Source organism: Ruegeria sp. EL01 (assembly GCF_900313035.1).
In the GTDB taxonomy this organism is placed as follows: domain Bacteria; phylum Pseudomonadota; class Alphaproteobacteria; order Rhodobacterales; family Rhodobacteraceae; genus Ruegeria.
Genome location: NZ_OMPS01000007.1, coordinates 14377 through 33523, shown reverse-complemented (window position 1 = coordinate 33523; position 19147 = coordinate 14377). Strand labels below are relative to the sequence as shown.

Here is a 19147-nt window from a genome sequence, read left to right as displayed (position 1 = left end):
GTACTGGCCTACCTCAGCCGCTACATCCACCGCGTCGCGATCTCGAACCACCGCCTCGTCAGCGCAGATGCCGACACCGTGGCCTTCCGGTGGAAGGACTACCGGATCAAGAAAGGCGATCGCATGAAGGTCATGCGCCTGCCAACGGCGGAGTTCATCCGCCGCTTCCTGATCCACGTCCTGCCGTCGGGCTTCCACCGCATCCGCCATGCGGGCTTCCTCGCCAACGGCATCCGTCGTGACAGGATCGCAATGATCAGGCGCTTGCTCGACAGCGAACCAAAGCCGGATCAAATGGCCCACGAACCTCCGCTCACCGGCGCTGACGAAGACGACCAGCTTCAGCCTTGCCCGAAATGCGGCGGCGCCATGGTGGTCATCGAGACCTTCACCCGCGGTCAGACCCCGCGATCCCGCGCGCCACCCTGGGAGGATGCCGCATGATCCAGCCCTCACACCTGGTTCCACCATCAGCAGGCACCGGACCAGTCGTTGCGGCCACTCCACCGAAACCCACGTTGCAGCAGGCCAATGGCAACAGCAAAATGACGATCCCGCGGCATGGGCCCAGAAAGATCAGCTGGCCGGCACGGATCGGTGTCGTCAGCCTCAAGCGTCATGGCATCCGCCAACCAAGCCTCGAGCCACTATCCCCATAGCAGCGAAAGCCGCCCGCGCTTTCCTCCTTGTCAGATTTATCGCCGCTGCAGCTCACGCTGACAGCAGCCACAAACCTTAGACTTTGCCGCCTTTTGTTCACGCCGCTTTTGCTGACGCAGAAACTCCTCGCATCTGCGGCACGCTATTGGTTGCATCGCCGAGGATTTCCCGATTGCAGTCGTTCATTGGTGTGAAACTCGGCTAAATCCAAACCGCTCTTTCGCCGCGGGCGGGGTCGACCATCGAGGAGCGGACAAAACCGACCTTGACCGCACTTAGTTTGTTGGTCGCTTTCAATTGGCGGCAACACTGCAACGGCGCAAAGCGGCCGTTTGCTGCGGTTGCCGTGAGAACCTCTTATTCAGTTGGGCGCGGACATCGATGTCTGAGTTGCCATGTTTGGTCTGAGAACATTGGTAGCTGCAGGATCAAGCGTTGATCGCTACGTTCTGAGGGCAGTTAGGCTACCGGCGATGGCTAAATTCAGATCCGCCGAATCCTTGTAAAGCCTTGCGTCATAGGTTTGATAGCTGGGGTTTGGAGAAAGGGCGCAAACTGACGGTCGCCGGAATGGTCTGCCCCTCTACCATGACAGCAAATGCTCCGTGCGTGACCGTAGTCCGGTCTTCTGAGTTGATAAAGCAGGTCCCGATGGCCGCACCTTGCGCATAGGCATAGGCACCACTCGCTATGTAGCCTGCGACTTTTCCGTCTTTCAGCACAGGTTCGTTGTGGTGCAGCAGGGGGACGGCATCTTGCAATTTGATGTGATACAGGAATGGGCCTTTGCCGTCAGTCTTGCGAATAACAAAGGCGTCACGCCCGATAAACGGGATAGCCTTTTCGGGCTTGCAGACAAACCCCAGACCAACTTGATGAGGTGCTTCAGTGTAAGACATATCATGGCCCCAGTGTAAAAAGCCTTTCTCGATCCGTAGAGCATTCAAGGCTTCGCCGCCCACCAGTCGCAGGCCCAGCGGCACGCCCGCCGCGCAGAGGACTTCAAACACATGCTCGGCAAAATCGGGTGTAATGAAAATCTCCCATCCCAACTCACCAGTGTAGGACAGACGCTGCGCAAAGACGGGTGCGTGGCCGATGTAAAAATGCTGTAGGCTGTTGAACGGGAAAGCCTCATTCGACAAATCAACATCACTGACCGCGGCCAACAGGTCGCGCACCTTGGGGCCAGCGACTGACAACACAGCATATGCCGAAGTTGCGTCTTGCAGGCGTACGTCTTCGCTGTCGGAAATGTAGCGTTGCAGGTGGTCGCGGTCACGGCGGGTATGCGAAATCGAGGACATGACCATGAAGGCGTCCTCCCCGTGGCGGGCCACGGTAACGTCGCTTTCAATGCCGCCGCGTTCGTTCAGCATCAGCGTATAAGCCACGCGGCCAACAGGCACGTCGATATCATTGGTGCAGATGCGTTGCAGGAAGGACAATGCGTCCGTGCCTTCGACCATCAGTTTGCCCAGCATGGAATAGTCGATCATCGCCACGCCTTCGCGGGCGGCCTTTTGTTCGGCTTGAGCGTGGTCGAACCAACTGGGGCGATGAAAGGAGTAGTCGTATTCCGGCGTGACGCCCTCGGGCGCAAACCAGCCTGGGCGTTCCCAGCCCTGAGCCTCGGCGTAGACGGCACCTTTGGCTTTCATCGCGTGGTAGAACGGCGTGCGGCGCAAGCCACGTGCGCTTTCGCGTTGGCGACCCGGCCAATGCATCGCGTAGGTCAGCACCAGCGTTTCCGGGCAGCGTTCTCGCAAGTAGGGGTCGCGGGCCTGCCAGTCTTCGATGCGGGCCGGGTCCATCTCGGCCAGATCCAGAGGAGGGTGGCCTGCCATGATCCAGTCGGCCAGCGCCTTACCCGCACCAGGGCCGGATTGTATACCGGTCGAATTTACGCCAGCCAGAACGTAGTACCCCTTAAGGTCAGGTGCCTCGCCCAAGGTGAAGCGACCGTCGTGGGAATAGCTTTCGGGACCGTTGAAGAACGTCCGAATGCCCGTTTCCTGCAAAATGGGCACGCGGTTCATGCTGAGTTCCAGCACTTCCATCACATCGTCCTCGACAAAGGGCAGGCTGTCGAATTCAAAACTCTCGGGGATGCCGTCCTTTGCCCAAACCTTGGCGTGGAAATGTGCAAAGCCGAACAGCAGCTTGCCTGCATCTTCCTTCCAGTAGGTTCCATCACAATAGGATCGCAGCACGGGCAGGTCGCTGGGCAGATCGGGGATCGGTTCGGTCACAAGGTAGTAGTGTTCGCAGGCATGAAGTGGGATGCCGACGCCGTTCTTGTACCCCAACTCGCGCGCCCACATGCCACCGCAGTTAACGACGACATCTGCCGAGATCGTGCCTGCGTCTGTGCGCACGCCAGTGACTTTGCCGCCCTCTGTTAGTACCTCCTCAACCTTGATGCGTTCACGGATCGTCGCACCATGCATCCGCGCGCCTTTGGCAAGCGCCTGGGTCAGGTCAATCGGGTTGGCCGAGCCGTCAGAGGGCATGTGGATACCACCCAAGACACCGTCGGCATTCATCAACGGCCAGCGTTCTAGGATCTCGGCGGTGTCCATGTAATGCGCTTCAATCCCGAACAGAGAGGCGAAATCGGCCTTGCGTTTCAGCTCTGCCAACCGTTCTTCGTTGACCGCGATAGAGATGGATCCGGATTGCCGAAAGCCGGGGCTCTGGCCTGCTTCGGCTTCGATTTCTTGCATCAGTTCCACGCCATAGCTGGCAAAGGCCGTGGTTGCATGGCTGCCCTGCAATTGTCCGACAAGACCCGCAGCGTGCCAAGTGGTGCCACTGGTCAGGGCCTTGCGTTCCAGCAGGATGACATCCTTCCAGCCTGCCTTTGTCAAGTGGTAGGCCACCGAACAGCCGTGAATGCCACCGCCGATTATCACCACTTGTGCGTGGGTGGGGAGAGGTTTGTCCATGGTAGTTCCTGCTTAGGTTAACTGTGTCGCGAACAGGCGACCGGTGTTCGTTGGACCTGCCTTAAGGCCTGAAAGGCGCATCATGTGCCAGGCGAGCGCCTGATTGCTTGAAACAACGGGTTTGCCGAGGGCCGCCTCTGCGCGTGGAATAACCTGCAAAGCGCGCAAGCTGGTGCATGAGACAAAGACACCTTCGCAATCGTCCCGCGCACCGATCTGTTTGACCGCCTGCAAGATACTGTCGGCGCTGATGCGGGCGACAGTGAAATCATCTGACTGACCGAAGGTGGCCACCGCCGTGGTCTCATACCCGGCAGCTTGCAGGTTGGCCTGCATTTCCAGTGTGACATCAACAGGATAGGGCGTAACTAGGGCGATGCGTTTCAGGTCAAGTGCTGCCAATGCCGCTTTGCTGGCGCTGATTGGATTGGTCGTCTTTGCTTGGGGATGAACCTCGCGGATAAGGCTGTCCACCCTGTCTTCTCCGATCATGGTTGCGCCCGACGTGCAGGCATAGCCCAACACGTCAAATCCGAATTGCGTCGGTAATAGTGCCGCGGTTCGCGGAAGATCGATCGCCATCTGGCGCAGCGTATCTGCGGACACTTCCATCGCGTTTGGAATGCGCGCGGCGTACAGGGCGACGTTCTTTTCCGACCCCAAGATCTGCGCGAATTCGTGCTCGATGGTTTGGTCCGTTTGGAGGACAATCAGCCCCATACGTGCCCGTGTACCGAGGCCGTCATCGGTGCTGAATTCGAGTGCCTCGATCGTGTCAGTCATCCAGCATCCGCCCCTTCCTGCTGGGCAAAGAAGGATGTGCCTTTGGGCACGGCAGGCAGGGCCATGTCGTATGGCGTACACCGCACACGTCCACTTGCCTCACCACGTATCAATTCGTGTGTGAACTTGCTGGGCAGATGGTTGGGACTCAGCTCAATCGCGTCCTCGGCATAATAGGTGATGATGTAGAGCGTGCGGGATGTGTCCGACAGGTTCGGCGCGGAACCGTGCAGCAGGTTGGCGTGCATCAAGCAAACCGAACCGGCCTTGCCCGTGCATTTCACAATTTTTTCGCGCTGTGCGTCGACAATGGCATCGTCTACAGCGCCGGTGAACACGCCGTCATGCCAATGCGAATGGATCGGACCTTTGTGGGTGCCGGGCAGTACTTCGAGTGGCCCGTTTCCAAGCGTCACTTCGTCGATAAACAGCAAGGCAGTGATCATGTCGTCATTCGTCATCGGCTCGAACGGGAAATCCTGATGCCATTTGACCTGTGTCGCGGTGCCCGGCAGTTTTGAGTTCACTTTGCCGTGGTGAAACCGGATACCGGGGCCGATTAGTTCGGCGCAGAAATCGACGGTGGCTGCATTACGCATAATGCCTGCGAAAACGCCCGACACTTCTTCGGGCGATTGCACGCGGCGCAGACCAGGCGTGTCGGCGTTATGTCCGGGCTGCAAATCGAAACGGGGACGGCCATCAAGGGTCTCTCCGTAGTCGTCGTCATATGCGCGGCTTTCATCGACCCAAGCTGCAAATTCGGAGCGCAGATCAGCCAATTCATCTGCGCTGACCGCATTTTCCAAGACGATCACACCGTCGCGCCAGAAGGTACTTTTCTGCTCTTGCGTCAATAATCCCACTGGATGTTCTCCTTAGTGATCTGGTATATACCAGGTGAACTTGGCGTAAGTTAACTAGAAAGGTTCCGGACCTGTCAACACAAAACAAAACACTTGATGAAACTGGTATATACCATACAACCATTCGGTGACCGGTGATTCGAGGGACCGCAGTTTTGTTGGGCAAGCAAGGAAGCAGAGACAGCCAAGACGATACGTCGTCCCGCCCTCGCTTTTTGCAAATTGCTGGCGAAATCAGGGGGCAAATTGCAACCGGTGTATTGAAAGAACACGACATCCTCCCGTCTGAACGCAACCTGTCAGAGCAATTCGACGTCAGCCGGATGACAGCCCGCCGGGCGCTCGAAGCGTTGGAAAACGAGGGGCTGGTTTACAGTGCGGATAGGCGCGGACGCTTCGTTTCGCCCCAGCGACTGAAATACAATGTCAGCAACATGGTTAGCTTTGTCAGCACTGCGCAGACCAATGATGTCGACCTTAGGATTGAAGTCGTCGAGACGGCCGCGACCGTTGCAGACAGCAGATTGGCTGAGCTATTCGAACTGCCCGAAGGCAGCCCGATCATCGCCTACACCCGCCTTTTCCATACAGGCGGTCATCCGGTCTTTATCGAGACCGAGTATCTGCCTGCAGACCGGTTTCCTGATTTCCTGCAACATGATCTGTGCCAGTCGACCACACAGATCCTTGAGAAAAGCTATGACATGTCTGCCAGCTCCGGCGACATCATGATCCGGATGCGCGGTGTGCAAACAGACGAGGCGCAGCTTTTGAGTATTTCCGCCAGCAACACGGTGATCGAACTGGAACAGGTAATCCGCGACGCGGCCGGCGTGCCGTTTTGCTTAGGACGTCAGGTATGGCGCGGCGAGATGGCTGAATTTTCGGCCCACGCGATTGTCAGCCCACAAAGCTCTGACAAGGAATGAAGGACACCACAACATGCCATTGACCGCCACAGCCCCTGACCGCGGATTTCACGACGCCGAATTCAGCGCCCGCACCGCCAAGGCGCAAGCCGCGATGGCGGTGTCGGGCCTAGCGGGCATGTTGCTGATGAGCGAGCAGGATGTCCGTTATTTCACGGGTTTCCATACACTGTTCTGGCAAAGTCCGACGCGCCCTTGGTTTGTGTTCGTCCCCGCCACCGGCAAACCTATTGCTGTGATCCCGGAAATCGGGGCCGAACTGATGCGCCGCGGTTGGATTGATGACATCCGAACGTGGAGCGCCCCAACCCCGCAAGATGACGGGATCAGCCTGTTGCTTGACCTTCTTGGGCCGCTGGCAAAAGAGGGTGCAAAGATCGGCGTAATGAAGGGCCATGAGACCAAATTGCAAATGCCGCTGGGAGATTGGGAACGGCTGATGGCCGGGTTACCGGGGCTTGAGATTGCCGATGTAACCGGGTTGGTACAGGGGCTGCGCATGATCAAATCCCCGGCCGAGATCGAAAAGCTGGGGCACATTTGTGCGATTGGCTCTGTCGCATTTGGCAAGGTACCAGAGGTCATTCACGAAGGGATGCCATTGGAAGAGGTGTTCCGCCAATTCCGCCTGGCCGCGATTGGATATGGTGCAGACGACGCACCTTATGTTGTCGGTGCCGCCGATCAAGGTGGCTATTCCGACGTGATCTCGCCCCCATCGCGTCGATCTTTGCAGCGTGGCGATGTGCTGATGCTGGATACTGGCTGCACCTGGGATGGATATTTCTGCGACTTTGATCGCAATTGGGCCATCGGCTACGCGAGCGACGACGCCAGGCGGGCATATGACGTGTTGTGGCGCGCCACGCAAGCTGGGATCGAAGCCGCAAAACCCGGTAATACTTGCCGTGATCTGTTCATTGCGATGTCGACTGTCATTGCTGAAATGGACAGTTCTGGCGGCGATATCGGGCGGCTAGGACATGGGCTGGGAATGCAACTAACCGAGCAGCCCTCGCACGCTGCTTTCGACGAGACTGAGCTGAAAGAGAATATGGTGCTGACCATCGAGCCATCGCTTAGCTATGGTGACGGGCTCATGATGGTGCACGAAGAGAACATTGTGGTGAGTGGGGGCGAGGCATGTCTGCTTACGTCGCGCGCAGCAGCGGACTTGCCGGTCGTTAGCTAGGCATGAACCGCGGCGCTAAATGATATCCAACGACACCTTTACGCGATCCATGACGATCGAAGACGTGAATTTGCTGACGTTCGACTCGTCGAAAAAGTACTCTTGGGTAAACTCCTCGTATTCGGCAATGTCCTTCACGATCACAACCAGGATGAAATCGGCTTCTCCTGTCGCATAATAGCACTGCTGGACTGCCGGGGCGGTTCGCATGCGGCGTTTGAAATCATCCAAATGCCTGCGGCTTTCGCGTTCGAGCATGACCTGGACAATCACCGTCATTCCCCGACCCAACTTGGGTGAAGAAAGAACCGCAATCTCCCGCTCGATCACGCCGGTTTCACGCAACTTCTTTAGGCGTTTTTGAACTGCTGGCGGTGACAACCCGATCTCAATACCAAGAGCTTCCGCTGTTAAGCGGGCATCGCTTTGAACAAGTTTCAGAATTTCGAGGTCTTTGTCATCCATGCGTCGATTTAGTTCGGCACTTACTCGTTACGCAACACATTTAATCGCAAGAACGAGTATTTTGACGAAATCCTTCCCTGATCGCTAATAAAGTAGAGCGTATTAGTCGGGGGGCAAATCCAAAAAAGTGCGTGATCACCGACAATGCAGTTGAAGGAATGTCCTTGCTGCAGGGCGCACGCACACTCCCAACGGCCGCTACCCTTTTGGCGCACGTCCCACGTAACAATGGCAAGGAGGAACATAGTCCATGAAAGTCAAGAAAACCCTGATCGCAGTGAGCATCGCAATCGCAGCCACAGCAACAACAGCTTTGGCGGGTCCATTGCAGGATCGCATCGACGCCGGCGAAACAATCCGCATTGGTTTTGCAAACATTCCGCTTTGGGGATACCCGGATGAGAATGGCAATGCGGATGGCTTCACAAATGACATCGCCATCCAGACACTTGCCAAAATGGGTCTCACAAACGTCGAAGCCGTTGTCACCGATTGGGGCGGGTTGATTCCAGGCCTGAAGGCAGAGCGTTTCGATCTTATTACAGGTGGCATGTACATCCTGAATTCGCGTTGTGAAAATGTTTCGTTCTCCGAGCCGGTAGCAAAATCCGGTGATGGTGTTCTGGTGCCTGCGGGCAATCCAAACAACATCAACAATTACACCGACATTCTCGACGGTGGCTTCACGATGGTGACGGGTGCAGGTTACAATACCGTAGAGGCCGCACAGCGGGTCGGAATCGATGGCGACAGCCTGATGCAGGTGCCCGGCCCGACAGAAATGGTTGCGGCACTTAAGGCTGGCCGCGCCGATGCGGCGATCCTGACTTATTTCGAAGCGTCGCACCTAGCCGAAGATCACGATGAAATCGAGCTGGGAGACGTCTCGCTTATGCCAATCTGGAGCCAGAACTTTGCTGGCATTGGCTTCCGTCATGAAGATCAGGACTTCCTAGCCAGCTTCAACGAAGCCCTCGCTGGCTACCTTGGCACGGACGAAATGATGGCGGTCGTCGCCGAGCATGAATACACCGTGGATCACCTTCCAGGTGACACGACGGCGGAATGGGCATGCGCAAACCGCTAATTTCTGTTCGCAGACGGACAGAGTGGCAGGCCTCAGCGGGCCTGCCACAATTTATGACACCACCAGATCTAGGCACTCCTAATGAGCTTATTTGAATTTCTGAGCCAATACTGGCCGCTCTTGATGTCAGGCACGGGCGTGACTGTCGCTCAGTTCCTGCTTGGCGCGATCCTTACTGTTGGTCTGGCGCTTGTGTTCGGCTTGATGAAAATGTCATCGAACAGGGCCATCAAAGGATCCGCTGTTGTCTACATCGAGATTTTTCGCGGCACCTCGCTATTGGTGCAGCTCTACTGGATTTTCTTTGTACTTCCCTTGTTCGGAGTGACGCTTGAGAAATTCACGGCCGGTTGGGTCGCTATTGGACTAAACGCAGGGGCCTATGGGGCAGAACTTGTGCGTGGCGGCATAATGGCCGTACCCAAAGGCCAATGGGAAGCGGCAACCGCCATCAACATGAGCGCAGCCCGCCGAATGTGGCGCATTATTCTTCCTCAAGCGTTGGTGAACATGCTTCCAGCATGGGGTAACCTGATGGTTGAAATCCTGAAAGGGACGGCCTTGGTTTCGCTGATCTCTGTCGCGGATCTGATGTTCCAAGCCAAACAAATCAACGCTAGCACATATTTATCGGCGCAGATATTTGGCACTGCATTGGTCATCTACTATATTCTGGCACGCTTTTTGCTGACCCCGTTCATGCGTTGGCTTGAGGGCTTCATGGCCCGCAAGTTGGGGAGGGCGTAAACCATGTTTGACTGGTTATTCACGGACGATTGGTTCCCAAAATTCGATTGGCGCTGGGATTACGCATGGGAAATCCTGCCGCGCCTGATTGAGGCAACCGGCAATACTTTGATCGCTGCCGCTGCGGGTTATCTTATCGCGCTTGTACTCGGCTTGGCTTTTGCCCTTGCGCAGCGGAGCCAGAACAGGATTCTAACCTTTTTCGTACGCGAGTTCGTCGAATTTGTTCGCTCAACCCCGCTGCTGCTGCAGATCTTCTTTATCTTCTACGTGGGTCCGCAGTTTGGCATCACGCTTAGCCCATGGGTATCGGGTATGATCGCCATCGGTCTGCACTATTCCTGCTATCTGTCCGAGGTCTACCGCGGAGGGATTGACAGTGTGCCAAAAGGTCAATGGGAAGCGGCGACCGCTTTGAACATGACCACCGCGCAGACCTACAAACGATTGATAATCCCGCAGGCGATCCCGCCGGCCATTCCGGGCTTAGGCAATTACCTTGTCGGTATTTTCAAAGACACGCCCATGTTGTCGGTGATCGGCGTTGCCGAACTGATCCATACGGCAAACGCAATCGGCTCAGAAACATGGCGCTACCTGGAAGCATACACCATCGTTGGTGTTATTTTTCTTGCGCTCTCACTGCCTGCCGCAGGCCTTATCCGCGCATTCGAAGGATTCGTGCGCCGTAAACTAGGAATGTAAGAAATGGAAGATTTGTCAGGTTTCCCACTCGAAACCGTGGGAGAGAATAGTCCGATGGTGAGCTTCAAGAAGGTGCGCAAAGCTTATGGGTCACTGGTAGTTCTGGATGACCTTGATCTGGACGTCGCAGCCGGTGAAATGGTGTCGGTTATTGGACCGTCTGGGTCGGGCAAGACAACCGTCTTACGCATGCTGATGACGCTGGAAAAGATCAATTGCGGGGTCATCTATGTGGATGGCAAGCCGCTAACCCATATGGCGCAGGGTGGCAAATTGGTGCCGGCAAGCGAGAAGCATTTTCGGGCCCGGCGCAGCGACATCGGTATGTGCTTCCAGCACTTCAACTTATTCCCGCACATGACGGCAATCCAGAACTGCATGGAAGGGCCGGTCCAGGTCCTTGGTTTGTCCAAGGGTGAAGCGCGCGACCGTGGTGAGGAACTGCTGGAGCTTGTAGGCATGGCCGATAAGAAAGACCAGCACCCGTCCCGGCTGTCTGGCGGCCAGCAGCAACGTGTCGCGATTGCACGCGCTTTGGCGATGCGCCCAAAGGTGATGCTGTTTGACGAGGTGACTTCGGCGCTCGACCCTGAAGTTATCGGCGAAGTGACGAATGTCATTCGCAAACTGGTGTCAGAGCACAACCTGACTATGTTGATGGTGACGCACCAGATGGGGTTTGCCCGCGACATCTCTGATCGTGTTTGTTTCTTTTACGGCGGCAAGATTGAAGAGCAGGGACCTCCGGCCGAGTTGTTCGGAAACCCGAAACGCGAGCGCACACAACAATTCCTAAGCGCGGTCAAAGAAGCCGTCTAATCTTCTATTGCCACTTTCGGAGGAAGTTCCAATGTTCAAATCCGGTGATGAGGTCACGTCAAAGATCTGGAAGCCAGTTCTGGACGACGGCCGCCACGATCGTGCGCAGATTGGATTTATCCTGATGTCAACGGATCTTGCCAGTGAGCAGGACTTTTTCGACATGACACCGCCGGGCGTTGGCATTCACATCACCCGGTTGAAGACCGAAGACTACACCACCCGTGAAACACTTGCGCGGCACATTGAACACATGGCCGATGCCGCGTCGCGGCTGCAGCCGGACATGAAGCCCGAAGTGATCAGCTATGGCTGCACAAGCGGGTCCATCGTCAATGGCGAACAGCCTGTGTTTGACCAAATTGTCAAAGGCGCTCCTTGGGCGCGGCCAATGTGCATTGTGACAGGCGTTGTTGATGCCTTGAGAGCTATCGGCGCGCAAAGATTGGTCGTGGGAACGCCCTATCTGGACGAAATCAACACTGCCGAAGCAGAGTTCCTTGTTCAAAAAGGATTTGATATCGTTGATATTCAGGGCCTCAATCTGGAAACGGGGATTGAGTTTGGACAGGTCTCCCCCGCCTATTGGAAAGAATTTGCAATTCAGATTGATCAGATTGATGCCGACGCGGTCTTTCTGTCCTGCGGTGGTATCCGCGCCCTGGAAGTGGCTGAAGAGATCGAGCAAATTATCGGCAAGCCCGTTATCACATCCAATCAAGCCCAATTCTGGAGCTGCCTGCGGCGGGCGGGGATTCCTGACAAGCTATCTGGTTTTGGTCAACTGTTCCAACATCCCGGCACAGAGCTTTTGCCCTAGTAGCCATCTGCCTTGTGCCCGAAGAATACTTTGGTGATGTCTTCACTAACGTCCCAAGTCACCCTTTTGTCGTCAAAAACAAACAAGGTGTCACCCGGGCCAAGGTCAATTGCTTTGCCAGTGTCGTGCTGGATGAGACGGCATCTTCCTGACAAAACGGTCATCAGTTCATCGCCTTGCTCAGTGCATTCAAACGCACCCTTGGTACAGCGCCAGATTCCGTATCGGGTTGTGTGGCCCGGACCGCCAGCATCAATGCGACCATAGGCCTTTGGTGCGCCATGGGTGATCACATAGTCGCTTTCCGGGGCGTCAAACGGCCAGTATTCAAGTGGCCCAACATCATCCCCCGGTTTGTATTTTGACATTTATGTGCCTCCGCAGGTCTGAATTTACTCCATCACGCGGCCTCATGGCCTTCCATAATCATGTTGAATATCGCCTGATCAGTCACGCCTTCCGACCCGATTAACAATACGCGGGACGTCGACTCCAGACCAAGTTTTTCAGCAAGGGATGTATCCGCCATCGCAGCGATCAAGGCAGCCAGTCCCGCAACGGCGCTTTCCCCTGCTTCGATTGCCGTATCGTTGCCTCGCGGTTTGGCCAACAACCGTACTGCCGGGGCAACCAGCGCCTCGGGGATCGTCAGATAATCGGTAGCTTCCTCTGAAAGGATTTCCCACGCCAGCCCTGATGGTTCGCCGCAGGACAACCCGGCCATCAATGATTCCTCAGCAATGGTGACTTTCGTTGCCGCACCGGTCTTTGCGCTTTCAAACAGGCAAGCGGCAAGCTCAGGCTCAACAATGATCGGCCGAGGGGAGGCTTCGCCCCAATACTGCCGCAGCGCCGCAATCACCCCGGCCGCCAGCCCACCAACACCGCCCTGCAAAAACACATGGGTCGGCGCCTGATCCAGTGCATCGCAAACTTCCTGAACCATGACGCCATAACCGCACATCACGTCGCGCGGGGGCAACGAATAGCCGGGCCAGGAAGTGTCAGAGACTACGAACCAACCGTTGTCTTCGGCTTCCGTCTTCGCAAGCAGGACCGACTCGTCATAATCCCCTTCAATCCGAACCACCTCAGCCCCCAGATCGCGCATCGCAGCGGCGCGACCTTCGCTGACTTCGGCATGAACATAAATGCGGCAGGGCACGCCAAAGCGTTTGCAGCCCCAGGCAAGCGATCGTCCATGGTTGCCGTCGGTCGCAGACACAAGCGTGATCGCCGCGCATTCGCCGGCGTATGTCCCGTGTCGGATATCGGCAAGGGACACATCCTTATCCAAGCGCTTGGAAATCTCGCGCTGCAGAACCCTAAGAGCTGCATAGGACCCACCCAGTGCCTTGAAGCTGCCAAGCCCAAAGCGTGGGCCTTCGTCTTTGTAAAGGATCTCACCGACGCCGATCTCGGCGGCGATCGCGGAAAGAGAGACCAGCGGGGTTGGTGCATAGCCATCCCATGCGGTAATTTCCCGGTTGGCAGTCGCGAAACTCTCAGCTGTCAGGACACGATGCGCGGCATCCCCTTTGGTCAGCTTTGCGGCGACATGCCGGATGGGCGCTTTGGGAAGTAGAGTGGTCATCATGTGGTCTTTCGTTTTGGCAGGCGGTCCTTCACAAGCTGCGCCCAAAGAGCAGCACCAATAGGAAGGAGCGCGTCGTTGAAATCATAATCCGCAGCATGCAGCGGCTGGCTAAAAGGTGGTTTGGTGCCATTTCCAAGAAGCAGGAAGCATCCCGGCACCGCCGCACAGAAATGGGCGAAGTCTTCAGAAAAGCTCATCGGGGGACGATCGCCGATCGCGTTGAGGCCAACGTTTCTTGCGGCCTGAACCACGTCTTCGGTCGGTCCCTGAGCATTGATGGTTTCGATAAATTCCGTGTTGAATGTCGTTTCGACGCACACGCCATGGGCGGCCGCAATACCATCGGCGATTTGACGCATGAAGCGTTCGACGTCCGTCCTGTCCTGTGGCAACCGGGTCCGCACGTCGCCCTTCAAAATCGCGGTGCCCGGCAAGACGTTGCGTTGTCCGTCTGTCAAGAATTCAGTCACAGACACGACGGCCCCGGCACTGGGCGCCAGTTTCCGTGACACGATGGTCTGCAACGCCTGTACCATTTCGGCGCCAACCGTGATCGCATCAACTCCGACCTGCGGCATGGAGGAATGGCCCCCCTGGCCTGCGATTTCGATCTCGAACAAGCTCTCACTCGCGCAGATTTGGCCTGCGCGGGTTGACACCTCGCCCAATGGCGCGCCGGGCAGGTTGTGAATGGCATAGACTTCATCCAGTGGAAACTGTTCCAGTATGCCGTCATCGATCATCGCCCGTGCCCCGAGCCCAAGTTCTTCGTTAGGCTGGAAGATAAAGACGACCTTACCGTCAAAATCGGGATTTCTGGTCAACAGTTCAACAGCTCCCAGGAGCATCGTGATATGTCCGTCATGGCCACAAGCATGCATCACACCGGCGTTTTGTGAGACATAATCATGAGTGCTGATCTCCTGGATCGGAAGAGCATCCAAGTCAGCGCGCAGGCCGATGGTGCGATTGCCGTGGCCAGATTGCAAAACGCCGATAACTCCGATGCCTTCGTGCACTTCAACGCCGAGTGCGCGCAGGCGGCGGACCACCTTGGCCTTGGTGCGCACTTCGTCAAAGCCGACCTCCGGATCACGATGAAAGGACCGTCGCAGGTCAGTCAAACTGTTCTGAAAGGCATTCATCTTCGTCTCTTGTTTTGTTTCCGCGTGATATTACGCCGTATGAGCGGAAGTTATCATCAAAAGATTGCTAACCGGCGATGAAATTCTTCGCATTTTTTCGATTTCGCAACGCTTTCCAGAAGTTGATATGCGGATCTCTGTGATTCTGCCTTCGGCGTTTATTTGTGGCGGTCGGAAAGTGGTGTCAGACGGTGCAAAACCACGGGACGCCGCCGGAATAAACCGCAAAATCATGCTATGCGCGCAAACCTCGAATTCTGCGCGATCGCAATCAATTTCGTAACGCTCAGGCGACAAATTGCGCTTTTTTTTTTCTCTTGAGGCACAGCTACCCTGACGAGGGCTATTCCAACAAGACAGGGGAAGACGAGATGATTCCAGGGCTGGAAACCACGATCACGCACCAAGAGAGCTATGATCGCAATGTTGAAAGCTTGCACAGCCTTGGGCTTGTGCTGCCGCGGATATCCGATTTGGCTGATCCTCCTGAAAGACTTGCTGGAAAAATGGCTGATATCACAGATGCGGATCCGGATTCACCAGATGCACGAAACCTCTTCCGTGTGCACTGGCATAATGGGGCAGACCGCCGCAGTCTGGTGTCGGTACCAGAGCATATCGTCCTCCCCGACGCTCTGACAGGTGTGAAAGCAAAGATCGTTGTCGCCTTGGGCAATCGGTTCCCTATGATCAACACGCATAAAGTTTTGGCGGCCTATGGCTGCCTCATCCCGCGCTTGATGTCGGGCGCATTTGACGCCACCCGTCACCGAGCTGTCTGGCCCTCGACCGGCAACTATTGCCGTGGAGGTGTTGCGATTGCCACCCTGCTGGGGTGTCGGTCGGTGGCCGTTTTACCTGAAGGGATGAGCCAGGAACGGTTTGACTGGCTAAACCGCTGGTTGGCCGACCCGAATGACATTTACCGTACGCCTGGAACAGAAAGTAACGTCAAGGAAATCTATGACGCATGCCACGAATTGGCAAAAGACACCGAGAACCTGATCCTCAACCAATTTGGCGAATACGGGAACTATGTCATCCACCGCGCCGTGACGGGACCGGCTCTGCAGCGAATTTTCGATTACGTGAATGCAGATAACACGAAGACCGCGCGTGCTTTTGTCGCCGCGACCGGCTCCGCCGGAACATTGGCGGCGGGTGACCATCTGAAGCAGGTGCTTGGCACCCAGACGGGTGTGATAGAGGCGCTGGAATGCCCCACGTTGCTGTATAACGGATACGGAGAGCACAACATCCAAGGCATCGGCGACAAACATGTCCCCCTGATCCACAACGTGATGGGGTCTGATTTTGTCATCGGGGTGTCTGATGCCACTTGTGATGATCTGAACCTTGTCTTTAATACGTCAGTAGGCCGCACCTATCTGTCTCAGCATCGGGGGTTGGCCCAGGAGCAGATTGCGCAGCTGGGTGATCTGGGCCTGTCGTCCATCGCGAATATCATCGGGGCGATCAAATACGCGAAGTTCAATGATCTTGGCGCAGACGATGTGGTGCTGACTGTCGCGACAGATGGCGCTGACATGTATCACACCGAGATGGCGATTGCCGAGGATCGGCACTTTGGCGGGCGCTTTGGCGAGGTGCAGGCGGCAGAGGCATTTGGTCAACATATTCTCGGCACCGGCATCGACCACATGCAAGAGCTTGGCCGTTTTGACCGCGAACGCATTTTCAACCTTGCCTACTATACCTGGGTCGAGCAGCAGGGCACCTCGCTGGAAGCCTTCGACCGCCGCCGCGACCAGTCATTCTGGGATGGGTTGATGGATCTGGTGCCGGTTTGGGACGGTATGATTGACCGGTTCAATGCCGCGTAAAACATCCGTCCAAGACATGCCGCTGACAGCCGCGCATTGGGGCGTCCACCGGGCAGAGGTAGGAGTAGTTGCGAATCCGACGACACCCAGGCCCTCGGCATCGGTAGTTCGCCCAGAAGCGTTCTGCGTGGCACCGAAGAGCCGCCCACCAGGAACCTCGATGGGAGAACCGCCGGATACATCGGGATCACCGAAGCAGAACTGCCCCGTATGTGGGGGAACTATGAGTGCCAAGACGCACTTAACTATCTGCTTTCAGCGGTCCGTACAATACTGGTCAATCCAGATCCGATCGCCTTTTGAAACTTTGATCACAGTCGAACCCAAAAACTCTGTCGAGCTGAACTCTTGAAGATCTGCAGCACCCTTAAACGCTTGTCAGATTTGGCTCGGAATTCGCTACCGCAAGTGTGGGAGTCAGAGCAACCAGTGAAAAGAAAGACGATTGGATTACAATCTAATATACTAACAGGCTTTGTTACTACAGCCATTTGATGTATTGTAGTTGCATTGAAGATTGAAATTCAGACAATTACTCAAGGAAATCTGCCACGTTTGAACAGAAGAAACTAAAGCGTGCGAAGGCAATGCGGACTATGAGAGCGGATGCCGAAGGCGCAGCTCCGCGTTCAGCGCGTGTAGCGAGAGAATTAGCCGCACCAGGCCGGACAGCTAGCACTGCCGGAGCTAAGGGCGCCGCGAAGGTGATGGCTAACGCAGCTGCCACCAACGCGACGAAAGAACCTCGCGCGAAGAAAACGATGAAGACTCAAGCCGTCAAACGCTGACTTCTTATTTTATTGCGACTCTGATTGAATGACCCCGCCGCATACGCGGCAGGGGCGTGGGGATGAGTTTTGATGGAAGATTTGCCGCCGATTGGCGGATACACGTTGAGTGCACTTAAGGCGGCGGAGCAAGAGTTATCAAGCGGTACAATCGGAACTCTTTCGCAGTCACCTACAAGATTGCTGCGTGAGCGCATCATCAATGCCCGTAGATATGTGCCGGTTTACGGTGATCTTTTCTCGAGTTTGGGGCCAGTTCCGGATGAAGAAGAGGAGTTATTTCTTTGGTTGCAGAATGGCTTTGTTGCACAAATGGGGCGAGGGATTCCCTGTTTGAATCCAGTGGGGTAGCAACGGTGCATGAGCAGTTGGTCCCCTACGAAGTACAAGACCAGGAACTGGCCTTCGTACAACACAGCGTTGAAGCAGCGCGGTTCGCTATCGATCTGGCTTGATCCTGAGATGGAATGGTACGCTTCGTCGACCGGCAAGCGCGGTCGTCAGCGCGAGTTTAGCGACGCGGCAATCCAGGTTTGCCTCACGATGAAGGTGCTATTCGGCATGCCCCTTCGCCAGACGACCGGGTTCGTCGAAAGTTTGTTGCGGCTGGCAGGCCTTGACTGGAAAGTGCCAGACTTCAGCACTCTTTGCCGCCGCCAGAAGACGATGAGCGTCGCTATCCCCTATCGCGGAGGGACGGGTCCTTTGCACCTGCTGATCGACGCGACCGGGATCAAAGCGGAGGGTGAAGGAGAGTGGAACGCCCGTAAGCATGGCGGACCAAAGAAGCGCCTTTGGCGCAAGCTGCATCTCGGTATGGACGAGGAAACACTGGAGATCCGCGCAGTTGGCGTCACGACAAGCAATGTCGGCGATGCTCCTATGTTGCCCGACCTGCTGGACCAAATCCCGCCCGACCAAGAGATTGCCACGGTCACCGCTGATGGGGCCTACGACACGCGCAGCTGCCACAATGTGATTGCCGCTCGCGGAGCCGCCGCCATCATCCCGCCACGCAAGAATGCCCAACTTTGGAAGCCAACCACGGCAGGAGCTATCGCCCGAAACGAAGCTGTCAGGGCGTCCAAATATCTTGGACGGGCACTCTGGCGAAAGTTGACCGGCTATCACCGCCGAAGTCGCGCAGAGACGAAGATGCACTGCCTCAAACTCCTGGGCCAAGGCCTCATGGCCCGAGACTTCGACCGGCAGGTCGCTGAGCTACAGATCCGGATCGCGGTGCTCAACCGCTACACCGCTCTTGGCATACCCATCACAGAGCCCGTAGGATGAGTCTGTCCGCGGAAAGGGGAAGTGCGTTCAGACCCCGATTTGTGCAACAAAGCCGCGACGACGCCCTTTGTATTTGCCGCTTTCACAATTGATTGGCGCAAGACCCACGAGAGCCGCGACCTTTTTTTCGTCAAGCGTTCCGAGCTCAGACATTTCCCAACCGCAGCGAAAATGCAGTTTGGAATTGACGTCATCAATCCACGTTGAATGGCCGCTCTGACGACGTTGACTGTAACGCCGCTAAGAACATGCTGCGCCCGCGAAGAGATGCTGCGTCAGCAAACACCCTTAAGGGCAAAGGCAGTTTTGTCCGCGTCCTGTGAGTTCACCAATCAAGCCGTGAAGGTCAGCAATGCAACCAAGGCCGAAGAATGCAATTGCAGCGGTCAAATAAAGCGGCAAAGTCGGCTAAGGGCTCAACGTGCCAGCCCTATCACGTCGCAGAGAATGTCGGCAGCG

19 protein-coding genes are annotated in these 19147 nt (G+C 56.1%); 12 read left to right on the top strand and 7 right to left on the bottom strand.

Annotated features, from left to right (window positions below):
* Together D9K61_RS05540 and D9K61_RS26860 are read left to right on the top strand one after the other, a co-directional pair.
* Positions 1 to 444, top strand: a 444-nt coding sequence (locus D9K61_RS05540) for a transposase (RefSeq protein ID WP_174235080.1), incomplete at its 5' end; no start/stop codon positions are given.
* Positions 441 to 659, top strand: coding sequence for a hypothetical protein (locus D9K61_RS26860; protein WP_162946747.1), 219 nt, complete (start codon positions 441 to 443; stop codon positions 657 to 659). The genes D9K61_RS05540 and D9K61_RS26860, both read left to right, overlap by 4 nt.
* A gap of 516 nt (positions 660 to 1175) precedes the next feature.
* Here D9K61_RS26860 and D9K61_RS05535 read toward each other — a convergent pair.
* From D9K61_RS05535 to D9K61_RS05525, 3 genes are read right to left on the bottom strand one after another with little or no spacing between them, the layout of a single operon-like run.
* Positions 1176 to 3608: an FAD-dependent oxidoreductase gene (locus D9K61_RS05535; protein ID WP_120632262.1), complete on the bottom strand. Its 2433-nt coding sequence runs from the start codon at positions 3606 to 3608 to the stop codon at positions 1176 to 1178.
* A 12-nt stretch (positions 3609 to 3620) separates the two neighbouring features.
* Positions 3621 to 4391, bottom strand: coding sequence for an Asp/Glu racemase (locus D9K61_RS05530; RefSeq protein WP_120632261.1), 771 nt, complete (start codon positions 4389 to 4391; stop codon positions 3621 to 3623).
* Positions 4388 to 5257 carry a phytanoyl-CoA dioxygenase family protein gene (locus tag D9K61_RS05525; protein WP_120632260.1) on the bottom strand — a complete coding sequence of 290 codons (870 nt, stop codon included), beginning with the start codon at positions 5255 to 5257 and terminating at the stop codon, positions 4388 to 4390. The genes D9K61_RS05530 and D9K61_RS05525 overlap by 4 nt, the downstream gene beginning before the upstream one ends.
* Positions 5258 to 5391: 134 nt before the next feature.
* Between D9K61_RS05525 and D9K61_RS05520 the strand changes: the two genes are divergently transcribed.
* A complete protein-coding gene (locus D9K61_RS05520; protein ID WP_371688452.1) occupies positions 5392 to 6186 on the top strand; it encodes a GntR family transcriptional regulator in 795 nt (264 codons plus the stop codon).
* 13 nt (positions 6187 to 6199) lie between these two features.
* Positions 6200 to 7378 (top strand): Xaa-Pro peptidase family protein, encoded by a 1179-nt coding sequence (locus D9K61_RS05515; RefSeq protein ID WP_120632259.1) that lies wholly within the window; start codon positions 6200 to 6202, stop codon positions 7376 to 7378.
* A 15-nt stretch (positions 7379 to 7393) separates the two neighbouring features.
* Here the strand turns inward: D9K61_RS05515 and D9K61_RS05510 are convergent, their stop codons facing one another.
* Complete coding sequence (locus tag D9K61_RS05510; protein ID WP_120632258.1) at positions 7394 to 7843, bottom strand: Lrp/AsnC family transcriptional regulator; 450 nt, start codon at positions 7841 to 7843, stop codon at positions 7394 to 7396.
* Between the two features lie 250 nt (positions 7844 to 8093).
* Between D9K61_RS05510 and D9K61_RS05505 the strand changes: the two genes are divergently transcribed.
* The 5 genes from D9K61_RS05505 (at position 8094) to D9K61_RS05485 (ending at position 12021) form a co-directional block, all read left to right on the top strand.
* Positions 8094 to 8930: a transporter substrate-binding domain-containing protein gene (locus D9K61_RS05505; protein ID WP_120632257.1), complete on the top strand. Its 837-nt coding sequence runs from the start codon at positions 8094 to 8096 to the stop codon at positions 8928 to 8930.
* Between the two features lie 81 nt (positions 8931 to 9011).
* Entirely contained in the window at positions 9012 to 9677 is a 666-nt protein-coding gene (gene ehuC / locus D9K61_RS05500) for an ectoine/hydroxyectoine ABC transporter permease subunit EhuC (protein WP_120632256.1), read from the top strand.
* Between the two features lie 3 nt (positions 9678 to 9680).
* Positions 9681 to 10382 carry an ectoine/hydroxyectoine ABC transporter permease subunit EhuD gene (gene ehuD / locus D9K61_RS05495; protein WP_120632255.1) on the top strand — a complete coding sequence of 234 codons (702 nt, stop codon included), beginning with the start codon at positions 9681 to 9683 and terminating at the stop codon, positions 10380 to 10382.
* 3 nt (positions 10383 to 10385) lie between these two features.
* Entirely contained in the window at positions 10386 to 11201 is an 816-nt protein-coding gene (gene ehuA / locus D9K61_RS05490; RefSeq protein ID WP_120632254.1) for an ectoine/hydroxyectoine ABC transporter ATP-binding protein EhuA, read from the top strand.
* 31 nt (positions 11202 to 11232) lie between these two features.
* Positions 11233 to 12021 carry an arylmalonate decarboxylase gene (locus D9K61_RS05485; RefSeq protein ID WP_120632253.1) on the top strand — a complete coding sequence of 263 codons (789 nt, stop codon included), beginning with the start codon at positions 11233 to 11235 and terminating at the stop codon, positions 12019 to 12021.
* Here D9K61_RS05485 and D9K61_RS05480 read toward each other — a convergent pair.
* From D9K61_RS05480 to D9K61_RS05470, 3 genes are read right to left on the bottom strand one after another with little or no spacing between them, the layout of a single operon-like run.
* Positions 12018 to 12389 (bottom strand): cupin domain-containing protein, encoded by a 372-nt coding sequence (locus D9K61_RS05480; RefSeq protein WP_120632252.1) that lies wholly within the window; start codon positions 12387 to 12389, stop codon positions 12018 to 12020. The genes D9K61_RS05485 and D9K61_RS05480 overlap by 4 nt on opposite strands.
* Before the next feature lie 32 nt (positions 12390 to 12421).
* Positions 12422 to 13615, bottom strand: a complete 1194-nt coding sequence (locus tag D9K61_RS05475) for a diaminopropionate ammonia-lyase (RefSeq protein WP_120632265.1) — start codon at positions 13613 to 13615, stop codon at positions 12422 to 12424.
* Positions 13615 to 14763: an amidohydrolase gene (locus D9K61_RS05470; protein ID WP_120632251.1), complete on the bottom strand. Its 1149-nt coding sequence runs from the start codon at positions 14761 to 14763 to the stop codon at positions 13615 to 13617. Before D9K61_RS05470 ends, D9K61_RS05475 begins: the two co-directional genes overlap by 1 nt.
* A 371-nt stretch (positions 14764 to 15134) precedes the next feature.
* On the opposite strand from D9K61_RS05470, the gene D9K61_RS05460 reads away from it, so the two are divergent.
* The 3 genes from D9K61_RS05460 (at position 15135) to D9K61_RS05450 (ending at position 18688) form a co-directional block, all read left to right on the top strand.
* Complete coding sequence (locus D9K61_RS05460) at positions 15135 to 16607, top strand: pyridoxal-phosphate dependent enzyme (protein WP_120632249.1); 1473 nt, start codon at positions 15135 to 15137, stop codon at positions 16605 to 16607.
* Between the two features lie 860 nt (positions 16608 to 17467).
* A complete protein-coding gene (locus D9K61_RS26855) occupies positions 17468 to 17746 on the top strand; it encodes a hypothetical protein (RefSeq protein WP_162946766.1) in 279 nt (92 codons plus the stop codon).
* Between the two features lie 9 nt (positions 17747 to 17755).
* Positions 17756 to 18688 (top strand): IS5 family transposase, encoded by a 933-nt coding sequence (locus tag D9K61_RS05450; protein ID WP_120631521.1) that lies wholly within the window; start codon positions 17756 to 17758, stop codon positions 18686 to 18688.
* The last annotated feature ends 459 nt before the right edge of the window (positions 18689 to 19147 follow it).